Below are 16,047 nucleotides of genomic sequence, written 5' to 3' on the forward strand. Positions count from 1 at the left end.
ATTTATTTTGTTACATAATAAAAACGATTAACACTATGTTAAGATTTCGTCCGCTTTAAAAACTTCCTTCAATCGCACTCCTTTTTCAGTATGTTGTACGGTAATAATCTCATTATGCGCATCGTGTTCCAGAAACAAATAATAATCATTGTCAGCAGCGGCATTTAAGAACTTCGTTTTTTCAGGCATCGTTAACAACGGCCTTGTATCGTATCCCATTACGTAAGCAACTGGAATGTGTCCGGCTGTCGCCAATAAATCTGCCATGAAAACAATTGTCTTGCCTTTGTATTGAATGTGCGGAATCATTTGCTTCTCGGTATGACCATCAGCAAAGAAAATTCCAAACCCTAATTCTGATTCCTCCAGAAAATCGCCTTCGGGTCTTTTGATAAAATTCAATTGCCCACTTTCTTGCATTGGTAAAATATTTTCCGACAAGAAGGATGCTTTTTCTCTAGGATTAGGTTTTGTAGCCCATTCCCAATGATTTTCATTAGACCAAAATTTGGCATTTTTAAAAGCTGGTTCGTAGCCTGTTTTGTCCTTGTTCCATTGCACACTTCCACCACAATGGTCAAAATGCAAATGCGTCATAAAAACATCGGTAATGTCATCACGGCTAAAACCATGTTTTGCCAATGATTTATCCATAGAATGAGAACCCCAAAGCGAATAGTAACCAAAGAATTTCTCTGATTGCTTGTCTCCCATTCCGGTATCGATTAAAATTAATCGGTTACCATCTTCAATAAGCAGGCATCTTGCGGCGATATCGATCAAATTATTAGCATCGGCTGGATTGGTTCGGCTCCAAATGGTTTTTGGTACAACACCAAACATTGCGCCACCATCTAATTTAAAATTTCCGGTCTCTATAGGATATAGTTTCATTTTTTTGAATTGAAAGATTAAAAATTTGAAGAATTAAAAGATTCTAATTAGATCGCCCTATCCATTAACAAATAAGAGATTTTCCTTTAAATCTTCGTCTTTTCCATAATTAGATTGCAATTTATGAAAATTGATCTGCTTTAAATGAAATCACATCGACTTTTTCTATTTTGCTATTAGTTATAAAAATGTTATCGGTTATGGAAAAAGGTTTTTATATAGTACCTTTGTGGTTAATTTAGACAAAATCAATATAACAATGATAAAGGTTTCAGATACTGCCAAAAAGAAAATCATCGATTTGATGAAAGAGGACGGTTTTGATGCTGCTACAGACTACGTAAGAGTAGGCGTTAAAAGTGGCGGATGCTCCGGTTTGTCTTATGATTTAAAATTTGACAAAGCCAAAAGCGAAGACGATAAAATATTCATAGACAACGAAATAACAATTGCAGTGGAGAAAAAATCTTTTCTTTATTTAGCTGGAACAATTCTAGAGTTCTCTGGCGGAATAAACGGAAAAGGGTTCATTTTTAACAATCCCAATGCAAATAGAACATGTGGATGTGGGGAAAGTTTCTCACTTTAATTACACATTGATTAAAAACATAAATTTCACACTATATAGAAATTAAGAAAATGAAGCGCATACAACGCCCAAATGAAACTTAATTCCTAAATGGTTCTAATTAGAAAAAAAATGTCAAAATACACAGAAGACGATTTAAAACTCGAACTCGAAACTAAAGAATATGAGTACGGATTTTACACCGAATTAGAATCGGATACATTTCCTATTGGCTTAAACGAAGATATCGTTCGTGCTATCTCGCTCAGAAAAGAAGAACCACAATGGATGACCGACTGGCGTCTAGAGGCTTTTCGTGCTTGGCAAGAAATGATCGAGCCAGAGTGGGCTAACGTACATTATACAAAACCAGATTTCCAGGCTATTTCTTATTATTCTGCGCCAAAAGCGGTAGACCCTAATAAAACATTAGACGATGTAGATCCGGAACTTTTAGAAATGTATAAAAAGTTAGGTATCTCTGTCGATGAGCAAAAGATGATGAATAATGTAGCAATGGATATCGTAGTTGACTCAGTTTCAGTCGCTACAACATTCAAGAAAACATTAGGCGAGAAAGGAATCATCTTTATGAGTATTTCTGAAGCTATTAAAGAGCATCCAGAATTAGTTCGTAAATATCTAGGAACTGTTGTCCCTCAAAAAGATAATTTTTATGCTGCATTGAATTCAGCTGTTTTCTCTGACGGTTCATTCTGTTATATTCCAAAAGGTGTTCGTTGTCCAATGGAACTTTCAACATACTTTAGAATAAATCAAGCTGGAACAGGTCAATTTGAAAGAACATTACTAATTGCCGATGAAGGTAGTTATGTAAGTTACCTTGAAGGTTGTACTGCACCAAGTCGTGATGAAAATCAACTACACGCAGCTGTTGTTGAACTAATTGCTTTAGACGATGCTGAAATTAAATATTCCACAGTACAAAACTGGTATCCTGGAAATAAAGAAGGTAAAGGTGGAGTTTTTAACTTTGTAACTAAAAGAGGAATCTGTGAGAAAAACGCAAAAATCTCTTGGACACAAGTAGAAACTGGTTCTGCAGTAACTTGGAAATATCCATCTGTTATATTAAAAGGAGACAATTCAGTAGGTGAGTTTTACTCGATTGCTGTTACGAATAACTTTCAACAAGCCGATACTGGAACAAAAATGATCCATTTAGGGAAAAACACTAAATCGACTATTATTTCTAAAGGTATTTCAGCGGGACAATCGCAAAATAGTTACCGTGGTTTGGTTCGAATTTCACCAAATGCAGATAACGCAAGAAACTTTTCACAATGTGATTCATTATTAATGGGTAACAACTGTGGAGCGCATACTTTCCCTTATATCGAAAGCAAAAATCCATCAGCAAAAATTGAACATGAGGCGACAACAAGTAAAATTGGTGAAGACCAAGTTTTCTATTGCAACCAACGTGGAATTCCAACTGAGAAGGCAATTGCTTTAATCGTGAATGGATTCAGTAAAGACGTATTGAATAAGTTACCAATGGAATTTGCTGTAGAAGCACAGAAATTATTGGAAATATCTCTCGAAGGATCTGTAGGTTAAAAATTAGTTTAAAGTTTAAGGTTTAAAGTTGAGCAACTTATCAATAACTTTAAACATTAACTTTAAACAAAAATAAATGGCAACAATTACACGTTTTGAAGATTTAGAAATTTGGAAAGAAGCCAGGAGACTAGCCAAAGAAATTCATTTTATTGCTGTGGAAACAGATCTAAAAAATGATTTTAGGTTTAGAGATCAAATAAAAGCCTCATCTGGTTCAGTAATGGATAATATTGCAGAAGGATTTGAAAGAAATGGAAATTTAGAATTTAGACAGTTTTTGTCTATTGCAAAAGGATCCGCTGGAGAAACAAGGTCTCAATTATACAGAGTGCTAGATTACAATTATATTAACGTAGAAAAGTTTGAAATATTAAAAACTGACTTCGAAAATTTAAGTGGAAAAATAAATAATTTTATATCATATTTAAACAAGAAAGATTTTAAAGGGACGAAGTTTCAGTAAACACGAGAACTTTAAACTTTAAACTTTAAACAACTAAAAAAAGATGTTAAGCATAAAAAATTTACACGCCTCCATTGGAGATAAAGAAATATTAAAAGGAATTAATCTTGAAGTAAAAGCAGGAGAAATTCACGCGATAATGGGACCAAACGGTGCCGGAAAAAGTACGCTTGCGTCAATCATTGCAGGAAATGAAAACTATGAGGTAACCGAAGGTGAAATCTCTTTAGATGGAGAAGATCTTAGTGAATTAGCTCCAGAAGAAAGAGCGCACAAAGGAGTATTCCTTTCTTTTCAATACCCTGTTGAAATCCCAGGAGTATCGGTAACGAACTTCATCAGAACAGCAATCAACGAGACTCGTAAAGCAAACGGACAGGAAGAAATGCCTGCTAACGAAATGCTAAAAGTGATTCGTGAAAAATCAGAATTATTAGAAATCGATAGAAAGTTTCTTTCTCGTTCTCTTAACGAAGGATTTTCAGGTGGAGAGAAAAAACGTAATGAGATTTTCCAAATGGCGATGTTAGAGCCAAAATTAGCCATTCTTGATGAAACTGATTCTGGATTAGATATCGATGCGTTACGTATCGTTGCTAACGGAGTTAATAAATTAAAAAGCGACAAAAACGCAATTGTAGTAATTACGCATTACCAACGTTTATTAGATTACATCGTTCCTGATTTCGTTCATGTTTTACTTAACGGTAAAATTGTGAAATCTGGAGACGCTTCTTTGGCTTTAGAGCTAGAAGAAAGAGGATACGACTGGATCAAACAAGAACAAGAAGCATAAAATTTGTTTAAAGTCTAAAGTTCAAAGTTCCCACAACAACTTTAAACTTTTAAACCTTAAACTTTAAACAACAAAGAAAATGGATTTGAAAGAAAAATTAATCTCGTCTTTTATGGCTTTTGAAGAGCGCCTTGATGTTCACACTGAACTTCACGATGTACGTACTTCGGCTATGAAAAACTTTGAAAATAAAGGATTCCCAACTAAGAAAGATGAAGCTTGGAAATATACTTCGCTAAATGCTCTCTTAAAAAACGACTTTACCGTTTTCCCTAAAAAAGAAAACAGTATTCAATATTCTGATGTAAAAAAATATTTTTTACATGAAGTAGACACTTACAAAGTAGTATTTATTGATGGTATTTTCAGTTCGTACTTATCGTCTACAACCCACGAAGGAATCGATGTTTGCTTAATGTCTTCGGCATTGAATAAACCAAAATACAAGATGATTATTGACAATTACTATAATCAAATTGCCAACAAAGAGGAAAGTTTAACTTCATTGAATACGGCTTTCGCCACTGAAGGAGCTTACATCAACATTCCAAAAAGCAAAGTCGCTGACAAACCTATTGAAATCATGTATTTCTCAACAGGAAATGAGTCTGCGCTTATGGTACAACCAAGAAACTTGGTAATTGTAGGTGAAAATTCACATGTTCAAATTATTGAACGCCACCAAAGTTTGACTGAAAATCCAGTATTAACCAATTCGGTTACTGAGATTTTTGCTCAAAAACGTGCCATAGTGGATTTCTATAAAATTCAAAACGACAAGCTAACTGCTAATTTGATTGACAATACTTACGTGTCGCAAAAACAAGAAAGTAGTGTTGCTGTTAATACTTTTTCTTTTGGTGGAAACCTAACTAGAAACAACTTGAACTTCTACCATTTTGGAGAAAGAATAGTAAGTTACTTAAACGGAATTACGATTATTGGAGAAAAACAGCACGTAGACCATTATACTTTGGTACAACATGCTACTCCAAATTGTGAAAGTCACCAAGATTACAAAGGAATCTTTTCTGACCGTTCGACCGGTGTTTTCAACGGGAAGATTTTCGTAGAAAAAGAGGCACAAAAAACCAACGCATTCCAAAAAAATAATAATATTCTATTGAGTGATAAAGCGACCATAAACGCCAAACCACAATTAGAGATTTTTGCTGATGATGTAAAATGTTCACACGGTTGTACCATCGGACAATTAGATGAAACTGCTATGTTCTACATGCAACAACGTGGAATTCCACAAAAAGAAGCCAAAGCTTTATTGATGTACGCATTCTCGAATGCTGTTATCGAAAGCATCAAAATACCGGAATTAAAACAAAGAATTACTAAAATTATCGCCAACAAATTAGGTGTTAAAATTGGATTTGATTTGTAATAATTAAGGACTTAAAACATTTAACCCTTTCAGAGTTTTGAACTTTGAAAGGGTTATTTTTTTGGAGCTATTTCCCGCTATCCGCTACAATCTTTTTTTTGGTAAAAACCTTAAAAAGGATTTTCACTTCTATCGGGGCTAAAAAAAGTAGACGTAAAAATTGGAATTTGATTCGTAATGATCACAATTGATTATATTTTTTTTAAAGCCCAAAGTAGTTTAGTTACAAATCACTCTTGCCATTGGATCGTACTATTTTCGTATTACTTCTTAAAGCTCCCAAGAATCCCTTTCAACATTCCGTTTACATCAAATTTACCATCTTCAGTCAAACCCATTCTAACAATTACTAAATCATGCGACGGAAGAATAAATACTTTTTGCCCTTGAAAACCATTAGCCGAGTATAAATCCTTTGGTGCATCAGGGTAACGACCTCCGGCATTTAACCAAAAGTGGGCTCCATAATCTCCTTTTGATCCTTTGGTTGGTGCTGCCACATATTCAGCCCAACCAGCATCAAACAACTGCTCACCATTCCAGTTCCCTTGATGTAAATACAGCAAACCAAATTTTGACCAATCTCTCGTAGTAGCCCAAGAATAAGATGATCCTACAAAATTTCCTGCCATATCCGTTTCAACCACCATCGATTTCATTCCTATTTTATCAATCAACGCCGAATACCAAAAATCCAGATATTCTTGATGGGTCTTAAACTGATTTCTCAAAATATAAGATAGCAAGTTTGTTGTTCCAGAGGAATAATTCCAATGCGTGTTGGGTTTAAAAGCTACTGGTTTTTCGAGTTGCACCCTTCCCATGTTCTCCGCTTGAAATAGCATTTTAGTTGCATCACAAATCGTGCTGTAATTCTCCTCCCAAGCCAATCCGGACTTCATGTGCAACAAATCACTGGTTGTAATTACTTTACGATCATCATTCTTCCATTCAGCAATGGGAGCCCGTTTATTAACATTGTATTTTCTTTCTTTAGCTAGAATTCCAAATAAGGTAGCTGTAATACTTTTGGTCATAGACCAACCTAGAATTTTACTGTTTTTATCAAAACCCGTGTCGTATTTCTCGGCAATGATTTTGTCTTTATAAATCACTAATAACGATCTTGTTCGTTTGTCAACTATCCCTTTTGCATCAAACGCATTGGCAACAGCGGAATTCAATTTAGCATAATCAACATTGGCAAAAACTGTATCTTTTTGCTCCATATCTCCGTACGGAAAAGCTAGATCATTTACTGTTTTATTTCGTTTTGGAGTATCATACGGTTTATTGACATCAAAATTATCATCAATTAAAGTAGCACCTAAACCTTCTCGGTAAATTGCTTTTCTTTCTTTCAAACCATAAACAGAAGCCGTCGCAAATTTTCCTGCCTCATTGATTTTGTTTTTGGCCAAGTCAATCAATTTTATATCATTATCTCCTTTTTCAATCATTTCTTGCGAACGATGATCTATAAAATGTCCAGAGGCAATACTTTTGGCTGAAAAGCCCGAAATTAAATCCAATTTAGGATAAGTCGTGAATCCGATATAGAAAACAGCTAGTAGTAAAGCAAAACCAATGACTTTGAAGAATTTTTTCATGTGATACTATTTTACTGCAATTTAGTAAAATTTCTCCTTATTAATTCAATAGGATATTTCTATGAAAGCATAAGAAACAAACATAAAAAACAGCAAATTAGCACTGAAAACAGATTGGATTTTAGTACTTTTGTATTTAGAACTTTTCTAAATAATTATGCTAGACATTCAAAAAATAAGAGCCGATTTTCCGATACTTTCGCAAAAAGTTAACGGAAAACCTTTAGTTTATTTCGACAACGGAGCCACATCGCAGAAACCACAAATTGTGATTGATGCTATTTCAAAATATTACCAGGAAATTAATGCCAATATTCATCGCGGAGTACATACTTTGAGCCAATTGGCTACTGATGCTTATGAAATTTCACGTGGTAAAATTCAAAATCACATCAACGCAAAATTTTCCCATGAAGTGCTATTTACTTCCGGAACTACTTTTGGAATCAATTTAGTAGCTAACGGATTTGCAGCTATATTGAAACCGGGTGACGAAGTGTTAGTTTCGGCATTAGAACACCACAGTAATATTGTGCCTTGGCAAATGTTGTGCGAGAAAACAGGCGCTACCCTAAAAGTCATTCCTATGAATGAAAAAGGGGAATTGATCATGGCCGAATATGACCAGTTATTATCCGAAAAGACAAAGATTGTTACAGCTAATCATATATCAAATGCACTTGGGACAATCAACCCAATCAAGTATATGATTGATAAAGCACATGCTGTTGGCGCTGCCGTTTTAATTGATGGTGCGCAAGCCGTTCCCCATTTAAAGCCAGACGTTCAAGAACTCGATTGTGATTTCTATGTTTTTTCAGGACATAAAATATGTGGCCCTACAGGAATTGGAATTTTATACGGAAAAGAAGCGTGGTTGAACAAACTTCCTCCTTATCAAGGTGGTGGCGAAATGATCAAAGAGGTAACATTCGAAAAAACAACTTATGCTGAACTGCCTCATAAATTTGAAGCGGGTACGCCAAATATTGCCGGCGGAATCGTTTTAGGTACTGCTATCGATTATATGAATGAAGTTGGATTTGAAAATATTCAAAAACAAGAGTTGGAATTGTTAGAATACGGAACCAAACGTTTACTAGAAATTGAAGGATTGAAAATTTTTGGTACTTCAAAAGAAAAAACTTCCGTAATTTCGTTTAATATTGAAGGCATTCATCCATACGATATTGGCACCATAATTGACAAATTAGGAATAGCGGTTAGAACGGGGCATCATTGCGCGCAACCGATTATGAATTATTTCAATATTCCGGGTACCATACGAGCTTCATTTTCTTTTTACAATACCAAAGAAGAAATTGACGTTATGGTTGAAGCAGTAAAAAGAGCAACACTAATGTTATCCTAACTATTTAAACGATGAGAATACTATCTTTATTATTACTGACTATTTTTCTTGGAAAAAGCTGTGAAGGCCAAAACAAACAAGATTTAGAATCTGCTGTTATTGAGTACACCGCAAATTCTAGAGGGTTTTACCAAAAGATAACGGTTCAAAATCAAATGGTCACAATTTCAAAAGATAGAAGCGGACAAGACAAAGCCGTGGCTACAAAAATAGCATCCGAAGACTGGGAAGAACTAGTAAACTGTTTCAAAAAAATGGAATTGGATAGCTTAGGAAAACTGAAAGCACCAACTGAAAAACGTTTGTATGACGGTGCAGCTATTGCTAATTTTAAAGTCACGTTTCAAGATAAAACCTACGAAACAACTAGTTTTGACCATGGTTTTCCACCAAAAGAAATTAAAAAATTCGTAAATAAAATAAATTCATTTGCAAAACAAAACGATGAAAATTAAAGAAATACAAGATGAAATAGTAGACGAATTCTCCATGTTTGACGACTGGATGGAGCGCTATGAATACATCATCGAATTAGGAAAAAAGCTTCCGTTAATCAAAGAAGAATTTAAAACTGAAAGTAATTTGATAAAAGGCTGCCAATCGAAAGTATGGTTGCAAGGAGAGCAAAACGATGACAAAGTGGTCTTCACCGCCGATAGTGATGCGATTTTGACTAAAGGAATCATCGCCATTTTGATTCGTACTTTTTCAAATCAAACTGCCTCAGACATTCTCGAATCCGATATGGATTTTATTGACGAAATAGGGTTAAAAGAACATTTATCACCCACACGAGCTAACGGATTAGTATCAATGATTAAGAATATAAAAATGTATGCTTTGGCATTCAACTCACAAAAATAATTCCAACATATAAGCAGACTAGATTAAGAAACTTATATGGTCCAAAAATTAAAGTAAAACAGAACAAGATATGGAACAAGATATAGACACCAATGAATTAGGAGAAGCGATCGTAAAAAAATTAAAAACAATTTATGACCCTGAAATCCCTGTAGATATTTATGAATTAGGATTGATTTATGACGTAATGGTAAATACCGATTACGAAGTAAAAATCCTGATGACACTAACCTCTCCTAACTGTCCGGTTGCGGAAAGTTTACCAAGAGAAGTAGAAGAAAAAGTAAAATCAATTGAGCATGTAAAAGACGCTGAAGTAGAAATCACTTTTGATCCGCCATGGAGCAAAGACTTAATGAGTGAAGAAGCAAAATTAGAATTAGGAATGCTTTAAAAAAGAGTTTAGAACTTAAGGGTTTAAAGTTGTCAATCTAACTTTAAACCCTTAAGTTTTTCTTACCTTTAAACTAAGAATATGGAAGAGATAATTAATAAAGTAGCAAATAGTGCTTTGGAAGTATTCGATTTAGAAGATTACTATCCAAAAGGTATCCGATCTCAGGTTGACATTTCACAATGGCTTCTGGAAGGCTTTTTATTGAAAGAAAAAGATTTTAGGGAACATCTTAAAAATCACGATTGGACACAGTATCAGGATCAGTTTGTGGCAGTCAATTGCAGTACGGACGCCATTGTTCCGGCATGGGCTTCCATCTTAGTTACAATCCAACTTGCTCCTTTTGCCAAAAAAGTAATAAATGGAAACATCGACGATTTAAATGCCGCTTTGTATGAAGAATTACTAGCTAAAATTGACTACTCGGCGTATGCTAATAAAGCAATTATTATAAAAGGCTGTTCGCAAAAACCGGTACCTATGCGTGCCTATGTTTTGGCTGCGCAGAACTTGCAACCCTTCGCCCGTAGCATTATGTATGGTGAAGCTTGCTCTGCCGTTCCCTTATATAAAGCAAAAAAATAGGATTATTTAAAAACACTGAAACATGAAAAAATCACTACTTTCCATTGTTTTTATTCTAGCTGTACTTGTTGGAAGTGCTCAGCAAACTCAACAAGACACTACCAAACTTTGGACAAAAAAAGGAAATCTTTCGTTGCTTTTTAACCAATCTGCTTACAACAGACAGTGGCTCGGTGGAGGAACATCGAACATAGCAGGGAATTTTGGCGTTAACTACGACTTTAACTATAAAAAAGGGGCTGTTGTTTGGGATAATAAATTTATCCTTGCTTACGGCTTAAGTAAAATTAAAGGCGACAATAAAACAGCCAAAACTGATGACCGTTTAGAGCTAAATTCAATTTGGGGTAAAAAAGTAAAAGGCGATTGGTACTACTCGGTATTTTTTAATTTTAAAACGCAGATGGACGTTGGTTACGATAAAAATGATGCGAATATATCCCATTTTTTCTCTCCGGCTTATTTCCAATTGGGACCTGGGATGCTATGGAAGAAAAGCAATAACCTAAGTGTCAACTTTTCTCCAGCTACATCAAAACTAATTTTGGTACACAATCACTTTACTGACTTTGGCCCGTCTTTTGGTGTTTTGCAAGGCGACAACTCTAGATTTGAATTTGGAGCTAGTATTTCAGCCTATTATAAGTTGAGTGTAATGGCGAACGTTTCTATAGAGAATCGTCTGAATCTATATTCTAATTATTTAAGTGACCCACAAAATGTCGATATAGATTACCAAATGAACGTGGTAATGAAAATCAACAAATACCTATCGGCAAATGTCGCTTTACAAACTATATATGACGATAACTCCGTTCAAGCAGTACAAGTAAGAGAAGTCTTTGGAATAGGTGTGAATTATGGTTTGTAGAAACCAAGCATAATAAGAATCTAAAAAGCCCTTTTGAAAATTTTTAAAAGGGCTTTTGATTTGGAGATTCACTGTTGCGGAGAAAGTACATAATTCTTTTTTTTGTGAGCTTAGATCCCGCACTAATCTTATTAACCTAAATAGTTCCTCCTTGCAAACGAGAACCAGAGAGAATATTTAACTTCCATATCAGAATTTTAATACTCTAATTCTGTTTTATGTTTCTCTATAAAATCGATCCATTTTGTAGGCTGTTTACCTGTGATTTCATGAAAATTTTCAAATGTACTATCGGCACCAGGAATAGTCCCTGCAGCATAACGTTTCCAATGGTCATATACACATCCCATGTACGCCATTTCTGCACCTGAATCAATCATTGACTGAAGAAACACATCAGGGGAGAGCGGGTTATAACGAAAAGGCTTGCCAACAATTGAAGTCATCAGAGCAGCTATCTCACTAAAATTTTTTGCATCATAGCCAAGTCTGTACGTTTTGCTGGTATGCAATTCTGGAAACGCTAAAGTGAGAGCAGCCACTTCCGCTACATTATCCACATCGACCCAACTCAGTCTGGCATCCGAAACATAATGATCAAGTACCCCATCTGCTATTACTTTTTTGCCGCCATAACTCAGTAGATTCTGCATAAAATCTTGAGGTCGCAAATGAGTAAAAGAAAAACCGGACCATTCTATATAACGCTCCACAAACTGGTGCCACGCCCAATGCCCAATAGTGGTCTCGTCTGGACCGCAAGCGCCAAGGTGCACTATGTGTTTGACTCCTGCTTTTTTGGCATTATCCAATAGCGCTTTACTTTGGCGAAGCATGTCTACGGTATATCCAGTAATAATAAAGACACGATCAATGTTTCTAAAAGCAGGGATATGTGTACTTTCATCATCAAAATCTAGAATAACTGTTTCAATTCCTCTATTGGTAAAGGGAACTGCTTTTTTAGCTGTTCTTACAGCGGCTACAATTTCTATGGAAATATTTGATAAAAGAAAGTCGATTGTTTTGCCACCGACCTGACCGGTAGCTCCTGTAATAAGTATTCTTGGCTTTACTATGTTTGACATAAAACTGGCTGATTTTTGTAATTTATAAACTAAAATTAATTGAACACAAAGTTACCAACTATAAGATTTCAAACACTTGACTTAAGATAAGAAATAACTAAGTCTATAACCATTATTTCCAATGCGCAATATTCTTCTCAATGGGCTGAAGTTAGCAATGAAAATCAACAAATACTTATCGGCAAATGTCGCTTTACAAACTATATATGACGACAACTCCGTTCAAGCAGTCCAAGTAAGAGAAGTCTTTGGAATAGGCGTGAATTACGGTTTTTAATTAAACCATATTGACAAAAAAATCCCTTTTGAAAATTATTCAAAAGGGATTTGGTGTTTTATAATGACCGGATTGAATTATTCATCCTCATTGTCTTCATCTACTTCTTTCTCTACCGCATCTTTATAATCAGGATATAAAAACTTATTGTAAGGAAAACGGGTAATATGAATTTGTCTTACCACTTCATAAAGACGCTCTCTTAATTCTTCAAAATTTTCTTTGTTTGTAGCCGAAATGAATAAGGCATTTTCTTCTCCTACTCGACTCATCCAAGTGGACTTCCACTCTTGAAGTGTATTGTGTCTTGGTGTTTTTTCGGTCATTAAATCATCTTCATCAATCGTCAAATGGGTGTAGGCATCAATTTTATTGAAAACCATAATAACCGGTTTGTCACTTGCTTTGATATCCATTAACGTTTGGTTCACCGATGCAATATGATCTTCAAATTCAGGATGTGAAATATCAACTACATGCAACAATAAATCCGCCTCACGAACCTCATCCAGCGTACTCTTGAAAGAATCTACTAGTTGTGTAGGTAATTTTCGAATGAAACCTACCGTATCAGAAAGCAAGAAAGGCAAGTTCTTAATTACTACTTTTCTAACTGTGGTATCCAAAGTTGCGAAAAGCTTGTTTTCGACAAAAACATCGCTTTTTCCAATGGCATTCATCAACGTTGACTTTCCTACATTGGTATAACCAACCAAAGCAACACGAACCATAGCTCCGCGATTACCGCGTTGTGTACCCATTTGTTTGTCAATCGCCTTGATTTTATCTTTCAATAAGGCAATTCTATCACGTACAATACGTCTGTCTGTTTCAATTTCTGTTTCTCCAGGCCCACGCATTCCAATTCCCCCTTTTTGACGTTCCAAGTGAGTCCACATTCCAGAAAGCCTAGGTAAAAGGTATTGGCATTGTGCCAATTCTACTTGAGTTCTAGCATAGGATGTCTCTGCTCTTTGCGCAAATATATCCAGGATAAGGTGTGTCCTGTCGAGAATTTTGCATTCCTCTATTACTTTAGAAATATTTTTTTGTTGCGAAGGAGTCAATTCATCATCAAAAATCAATGTTGAAATTTCATTCTCTTTTACATACTGATGGATCTCTTCTATTTTCCCTGTTCCTACAAATGTTTTAGGATTTGGTCGTTCCATTTTTTGTGAAAAACGTTTGACTACTTGTCCACCTGCCGTAAAGGTTAGAAACTCTAATTCGTCAAGATATTCTCTAAGCTTCTCTTCACTTTGATTTTGAGTTACAATCCCAACAATGGCTGTTTTTTCGAAATTTATTACTTCTTTTTCTAACATATCTTTGTATAAGCTACAAATTTAATGATTTGCGCGCTACTTATGGAATATATGTCTTTATAAAAAGCGAAAGCCGTGAAAAATGATAGTATTTATGGGTTTTCAACAACAAAACACTGTCACTGTTAGCTATCGACAGTTTAAAAATTCTCGCTTCTCTTTGGTTATAACCAAAAACACCACTATTTATTTAGCATTAGGAAACAGAGATTCCTTTGTATTTTTAGTTATTTTTACCCGACCTTAATTCCCTTTTAATGAATCGATTTTTGCCATTCTTCTTTGTTCTTCTTATTCCAACATTGCTTTTGGCTCAAGAGAATTCAGCCTCTTTGCTAAGGGATTTGGATCAGACAATCGAGAATCATCAATTCTACTCAAACCAAAAAGAGCATACCATTGATTCCCTAAAACAGCTTTTAAAACCTACTTTGAGCGACCTTCAAAAACAGAAGGTTTACGGTCAACTTTACGAAGAATATCGAGTTTACAAATCGGATTCTGCTTTGGTTTTTGCTCGAAAAAGTATGCAAATCGCAATTCGTTTGAATGATCCTAAAAGAAGTGATCAAGCCGCGCTTAATCTCGCTTCCATAATGGGTACTTTAGGAATGTACAAAGAAGCTACCGACATTCTTACAAAAAATCCTGGGAATCGTTCTCCGGAATTAAAGGGTTCTTACTATGTTGTAAACCGCGTGCTTTACGGTTATATGTACGATTATGCGACCTCTATTTATGAAAAAGAAAAATATGCTGCATTAACACAAAAATACCGTGATTCCACGCTTCAATATTTCCCCAAGCAGTCTCGCCAACACCTAATTATTCAAACGGAGCAATTAATTAAAAATGGACAAGAAGACGAAGCACTACAACGGCTCCTCAGTGTTTTTCCAACTATTTCTCTTTTTGATTCCGAACGCGCCATTTTTGCCTACATCATTTCTCATGCCTACCATCAAAAAAAAGACAGAGATTCTGAGAAAAAATGGCTGGCCATTTCTGCCATTTCCGACTTAAAGTTGGCCAAAAAAGAAAATATTTCGCTGCGAAATCTTGCCTTTTTACTATACGAAGAAGGCGACATTGATAGAGCCTACAAATACATACAACGCTCTCTAGAGGACGCATTGTTTTGCAACGCACGTTTAAGAACCTACGAGATATCTAAAATGATGCCCATCATCAGTGAAGCTTATGAACATCAGAATCAAACAAACCAAAAACAACTCTGGTTGTTTCTAGTTAGTGTGAGTCTATTGACTGTAATCTTATTAATTGTCCTGATTCTACTTTTCAAGCAAATGAAAAAATTGAAGGTTGCTCAAAAAGATCTGAACACCGCAAATTCACAATTGTCAGAACTAAATGTTGCCTTACAAGCCATTAATTTAAAACTAAAAGAGACGAACAGTACGCTTACGGAAGCCAACCTTGTAAAAGAGATTTACATTGGTAAATACATGGATCAATGTTCGGACTATATTGGCAAATTAGAAGGTTATCGCCGAAAACTGAATGTGATGGCAACCGCAGGTAAAATGAATAACCTCATCAGCGCCATCAAATCAAAACAGTTTATAGAATCCGAATTAAAAGAGTTTTACACGAATTTTGACAGAACTTTTTTACTGCTTTTTCCTGACTTTATCAACGAATTTGAAGCTTTGCTTATAGATACTGAGTTGACCCAACTGAAAGACGGAGAGTTTCTGAACACCGAATTAAGAATTGTGGCACTGATTCGTTTGGGTATTAAGGACAGTGCTAAAATTGCTGTTTTTCTTCGCTACTCTGTATCCACTATTTATAATTATCGTTCCCAAATCAAAAACAAAGCAGCAGGTCCTCGTGAGGAATTCGAGGCTAATGTCATGCGAATAGGAACGGGTATAAAATAACGAAACTTACATACTACAAGTACATTTGATCGTTAAAACAGTCTGGTCAT

At 35.3% G+C, this 16,047-nt stretch carries 17 protein-coding genes; 13 read left to right on the forward strand and 4 right to left on the reverse strand.

The genetic code is table 11. The features are described 5' to 3' along the window. Positions 1-33 precede the first annotated feature (33 nt). Positions 34-894 (reverse strand): MBL fold metallo-hydrolase, encoded by an 861-nt coding sequence (locus AAC069_RS03895; RefSeq protein WP_339919191.1) that lies wholly within the window; start codon positions 892-894, stop codon positions 34-36. Positions 895-1,153: 259 nt separating this feature from the next. On the opposite strand from AAC069_RS03895, the gene AAC069_RS03900 reads away from it, so the two are divergent. The 5 genes from AAC069_RS03900 to sufD all read left to right on the forward strand — a co-directional run bounded on the left by AAC069_RS03900 (position 1,154) and on the right by sufD (position 5,701). Further along, positions 1,154-1,483 carry an iron-sulfur cluster assembly accessory protein gene (locus AAC069_RS03900; RefSeq protein ID WP_339919192.1) on the forward strand — a complete coding sequence of 110 codons (330 nt, stop codon included), beginning with the start codon at positions 1,154-1,156 and terminating at the stop codon, positions 1,481-1,483. 111 nt (positions 1,484-1,594) lie between these two features. Beyond that, positions 1,595-3,043 carry a Fe-S cluster assembly protein SufB gene (gene sufB, locus AAC069_RS03905; protein ID WP_339919193.1) on the forward strand — a complete coding sequence of 483 codons (1,449 nt, stop codon included), beginning with the start codon at positions 1,595-1,597 and terminating at the stop codon, positions 3,041-3,043. A gap of 76 nt (positions 3,044-3,119) precedes the next feature. Then, complete coding sequence (locus tag AAC069_RS03910) at positions 3,120-3,509, forward strand: four helix bundle protein (protein ID WP_339919194.1); 390 nt, start codon at positions 3,120-3,122, stop codon at positions 3,507-3,509. Between the two features lie 43 nt (positions 3,510-3,552). Continuing rightward, positions 3,553-4,305: a Fe-S cluster assembly ATPase SufC gene (gene sufC / locus AAC069_RS03915; RefSeq protein WP_339919195.1), complete on the forward strand. Its 753-nt coding sequence runs from the start codon at positions 3,553-3,555 to the stop codon at positions 4,303-4,305. Between the two features lie 79 nt (positions 4,306-4,384). After that, positions 4,385-5,701 (forward strand): Fe-S cluster assembly protein SufD, encoded by a 1,317-nt coding sequence (gene sufD / locus AAC069_RS03920; RefSeq protein WP_339919196.1) that lies wholly within the window; start codon positions 4,385-4,387, stop codon positions 5,699-5,701. 263 nt (positions 5,702-5,964) lie between these two features. On the opposite strand, the gene AAC069_RS03925 is transcribed toward sufD, so the two are convergent. After that, the gene (locus tag AAC069_RS03925) at positions 5,965-7,311 is read right to left on the reverse strand and encodes a serine hydrolase (protein WP_339919197.1); all 1,347 of its coding nucleotides are present in this window, start codon (positions 7,309-7,311) and stop codon (positions 5,965-5,967) included. 157 nt (positions 7,312-7,468) lie between these two features. Here AAC069_RS03925 and AAC069_RS03930 point away from each other — a divergent pair, with 157 nt between their 5' ends. The 6 genes from AAC069_RS03930 to AAC069_RS03955 all read left to right on the forward strand — a co-directional run bounded on the left by AAC069_RS03930 (position 7,469) and on the right by AAC069_RS03955 (position 11,400). Further along, positions 7,469-8,683, forward strand: a complete 1,215-nt coding sequence (locus AAC069_RS03930) for a cysteine desulfurase (protein WP_339919198.1) — start codon at positions 7,469-7,471, stop codon at positions 8,681-8,683. An 11-nt stretch (positions 8,684-8,694) separates the two neighbouring features. Further along, entirely contained in the window at positions 8,695-9,138 is a 444-nt protein-coding gene (locus AAC069_RS03935; RefSeq protein ID WP_339919199.1) for a hypothetical protein, read from the forward strand. Next, positions 9,128-9,547 (forward strand): SufE family protein, encoded by a 420-nt coding sequence (locus AAC069_RS03940; protein WP_339919200.1) that lies wholly within the window; start codon positions 9,128-9,130, stop codon positions 9,545-9,547. Before AAC069_RS03935 ends, AAC069_RS03940 begins: the two co-directional genes overlap by 11 nt. 70 nt (positions 9,548-9,617) lie before the next feature. Then, positions 9,618-9,941 (forward strand): SUF system Fe-S cluster assembly protein, encoded by a 324-nt coding sequence (locus AAC069_RS03945; protein WP_339919201.1) that lies wholly within the window; start codon positions 9,618-9,620, stop codon positions 9,939-9,941. 81 nt (positions 9,942-10,022) lie between these two features. Beyond that, positions 10,023-10,529: a DUF2480 family protein gene (locus tag AAC069_RS03950; protein ID WP_339919202.1), complete on the forward strand. Its 507-nt coding sequence runs from the start codon at positions 10,023-10,025 to the stop codon at positions 10,527-10,529. A gap of 22 nt (positions 10,530-10,551) precedes the next feature. After that, the gene (locus AAC069_RS03955) at positions 10,552-11,400 is read left to right on the forward strand and encodes a DUF3078 domain-containing protein (protein WP_339919203.1); all 849 of its coding nucleotides are present in this window, start codon (positions 10,552-10,554) and stop codon (positions 11,398-11,400) included. A 197-nt stretch (positions 11,401-11,597) separates the two neighbouring features. Here AAC069_RS03955 and AAC069_RS03960 read toward each other — a convergent pair whose 3' ends face one another. Then, positions 11,598-12,488 carry an SDR family oxidoreductase gene (locus AAC069_RS03960; protein ID WP_339919204.1) on the reverse strand — a complete coding sequence of 297 codons (891 nt, stop codon included), beginning with the start codon at positions 12,486-12,488 and terminating at the stop codon, positions 11,598-11,600. Between the two features lie 121 nt (positions 12,489-12,609). Here AAC069_RS03960 and AAC069_RS03965 point away from each other — a divergent pair, with 121 nt between their 5' ends. Beyond that, positions 12,610-12,765, forward strand: coding sequence for a hypothetical protein (locus tag AAC069_RS03965; RefSeq protein WP_339919205.1), 156 nt, complete (start codon positions 12,610-12,612; stop codon positions 12,763-12,765). 77 nt (positions 12,766-12,842) lie between these two features. On the opposite strand, the gene hflX is transcribed toward AAC069_RS03965, so the two are convergent. Next, positions 12,843-14,093 carry a GTPase HflX gene (hflX, locus tag AAC069_RS03970; RefSeq protein WP_339919206.1) on the reverse strand — a complete coding sequence of 417 codons (1,251 nt, stop codon included), beginning with the start codon at positions 14,091-14,093 and terminating at the stop codon, positions 12,843-12,845. 257 nt (positions 14,094-14,350) lie between these two features. Here hflX and AAC069_RS03975 point away from each other — a divergent pair, with 257 nt between their 5' ends. Beyond that, positions 14,351-15,997, forward strand: coding sequence for a DUF6377 domain-containing protein (locus tag AAC069_RS03975; RefSeq protein ID WP_339919207.1), 1,647 nt, complete (start codon positions 14,351-14,353; stop codon positions 15,995-15,997). The last annotated feature ends 50 nt before the right edge of the window (positions 15,998-16,047 follow it).

This window comes from uncultured Flavobacterium sp. (genome assembly GCF_963974175.1).
Lineage (GTDB): Bacteria > Bacteroidota > Bacteroidia > Flavobacteriales > Flavobacteriaceae > Flavobacterium.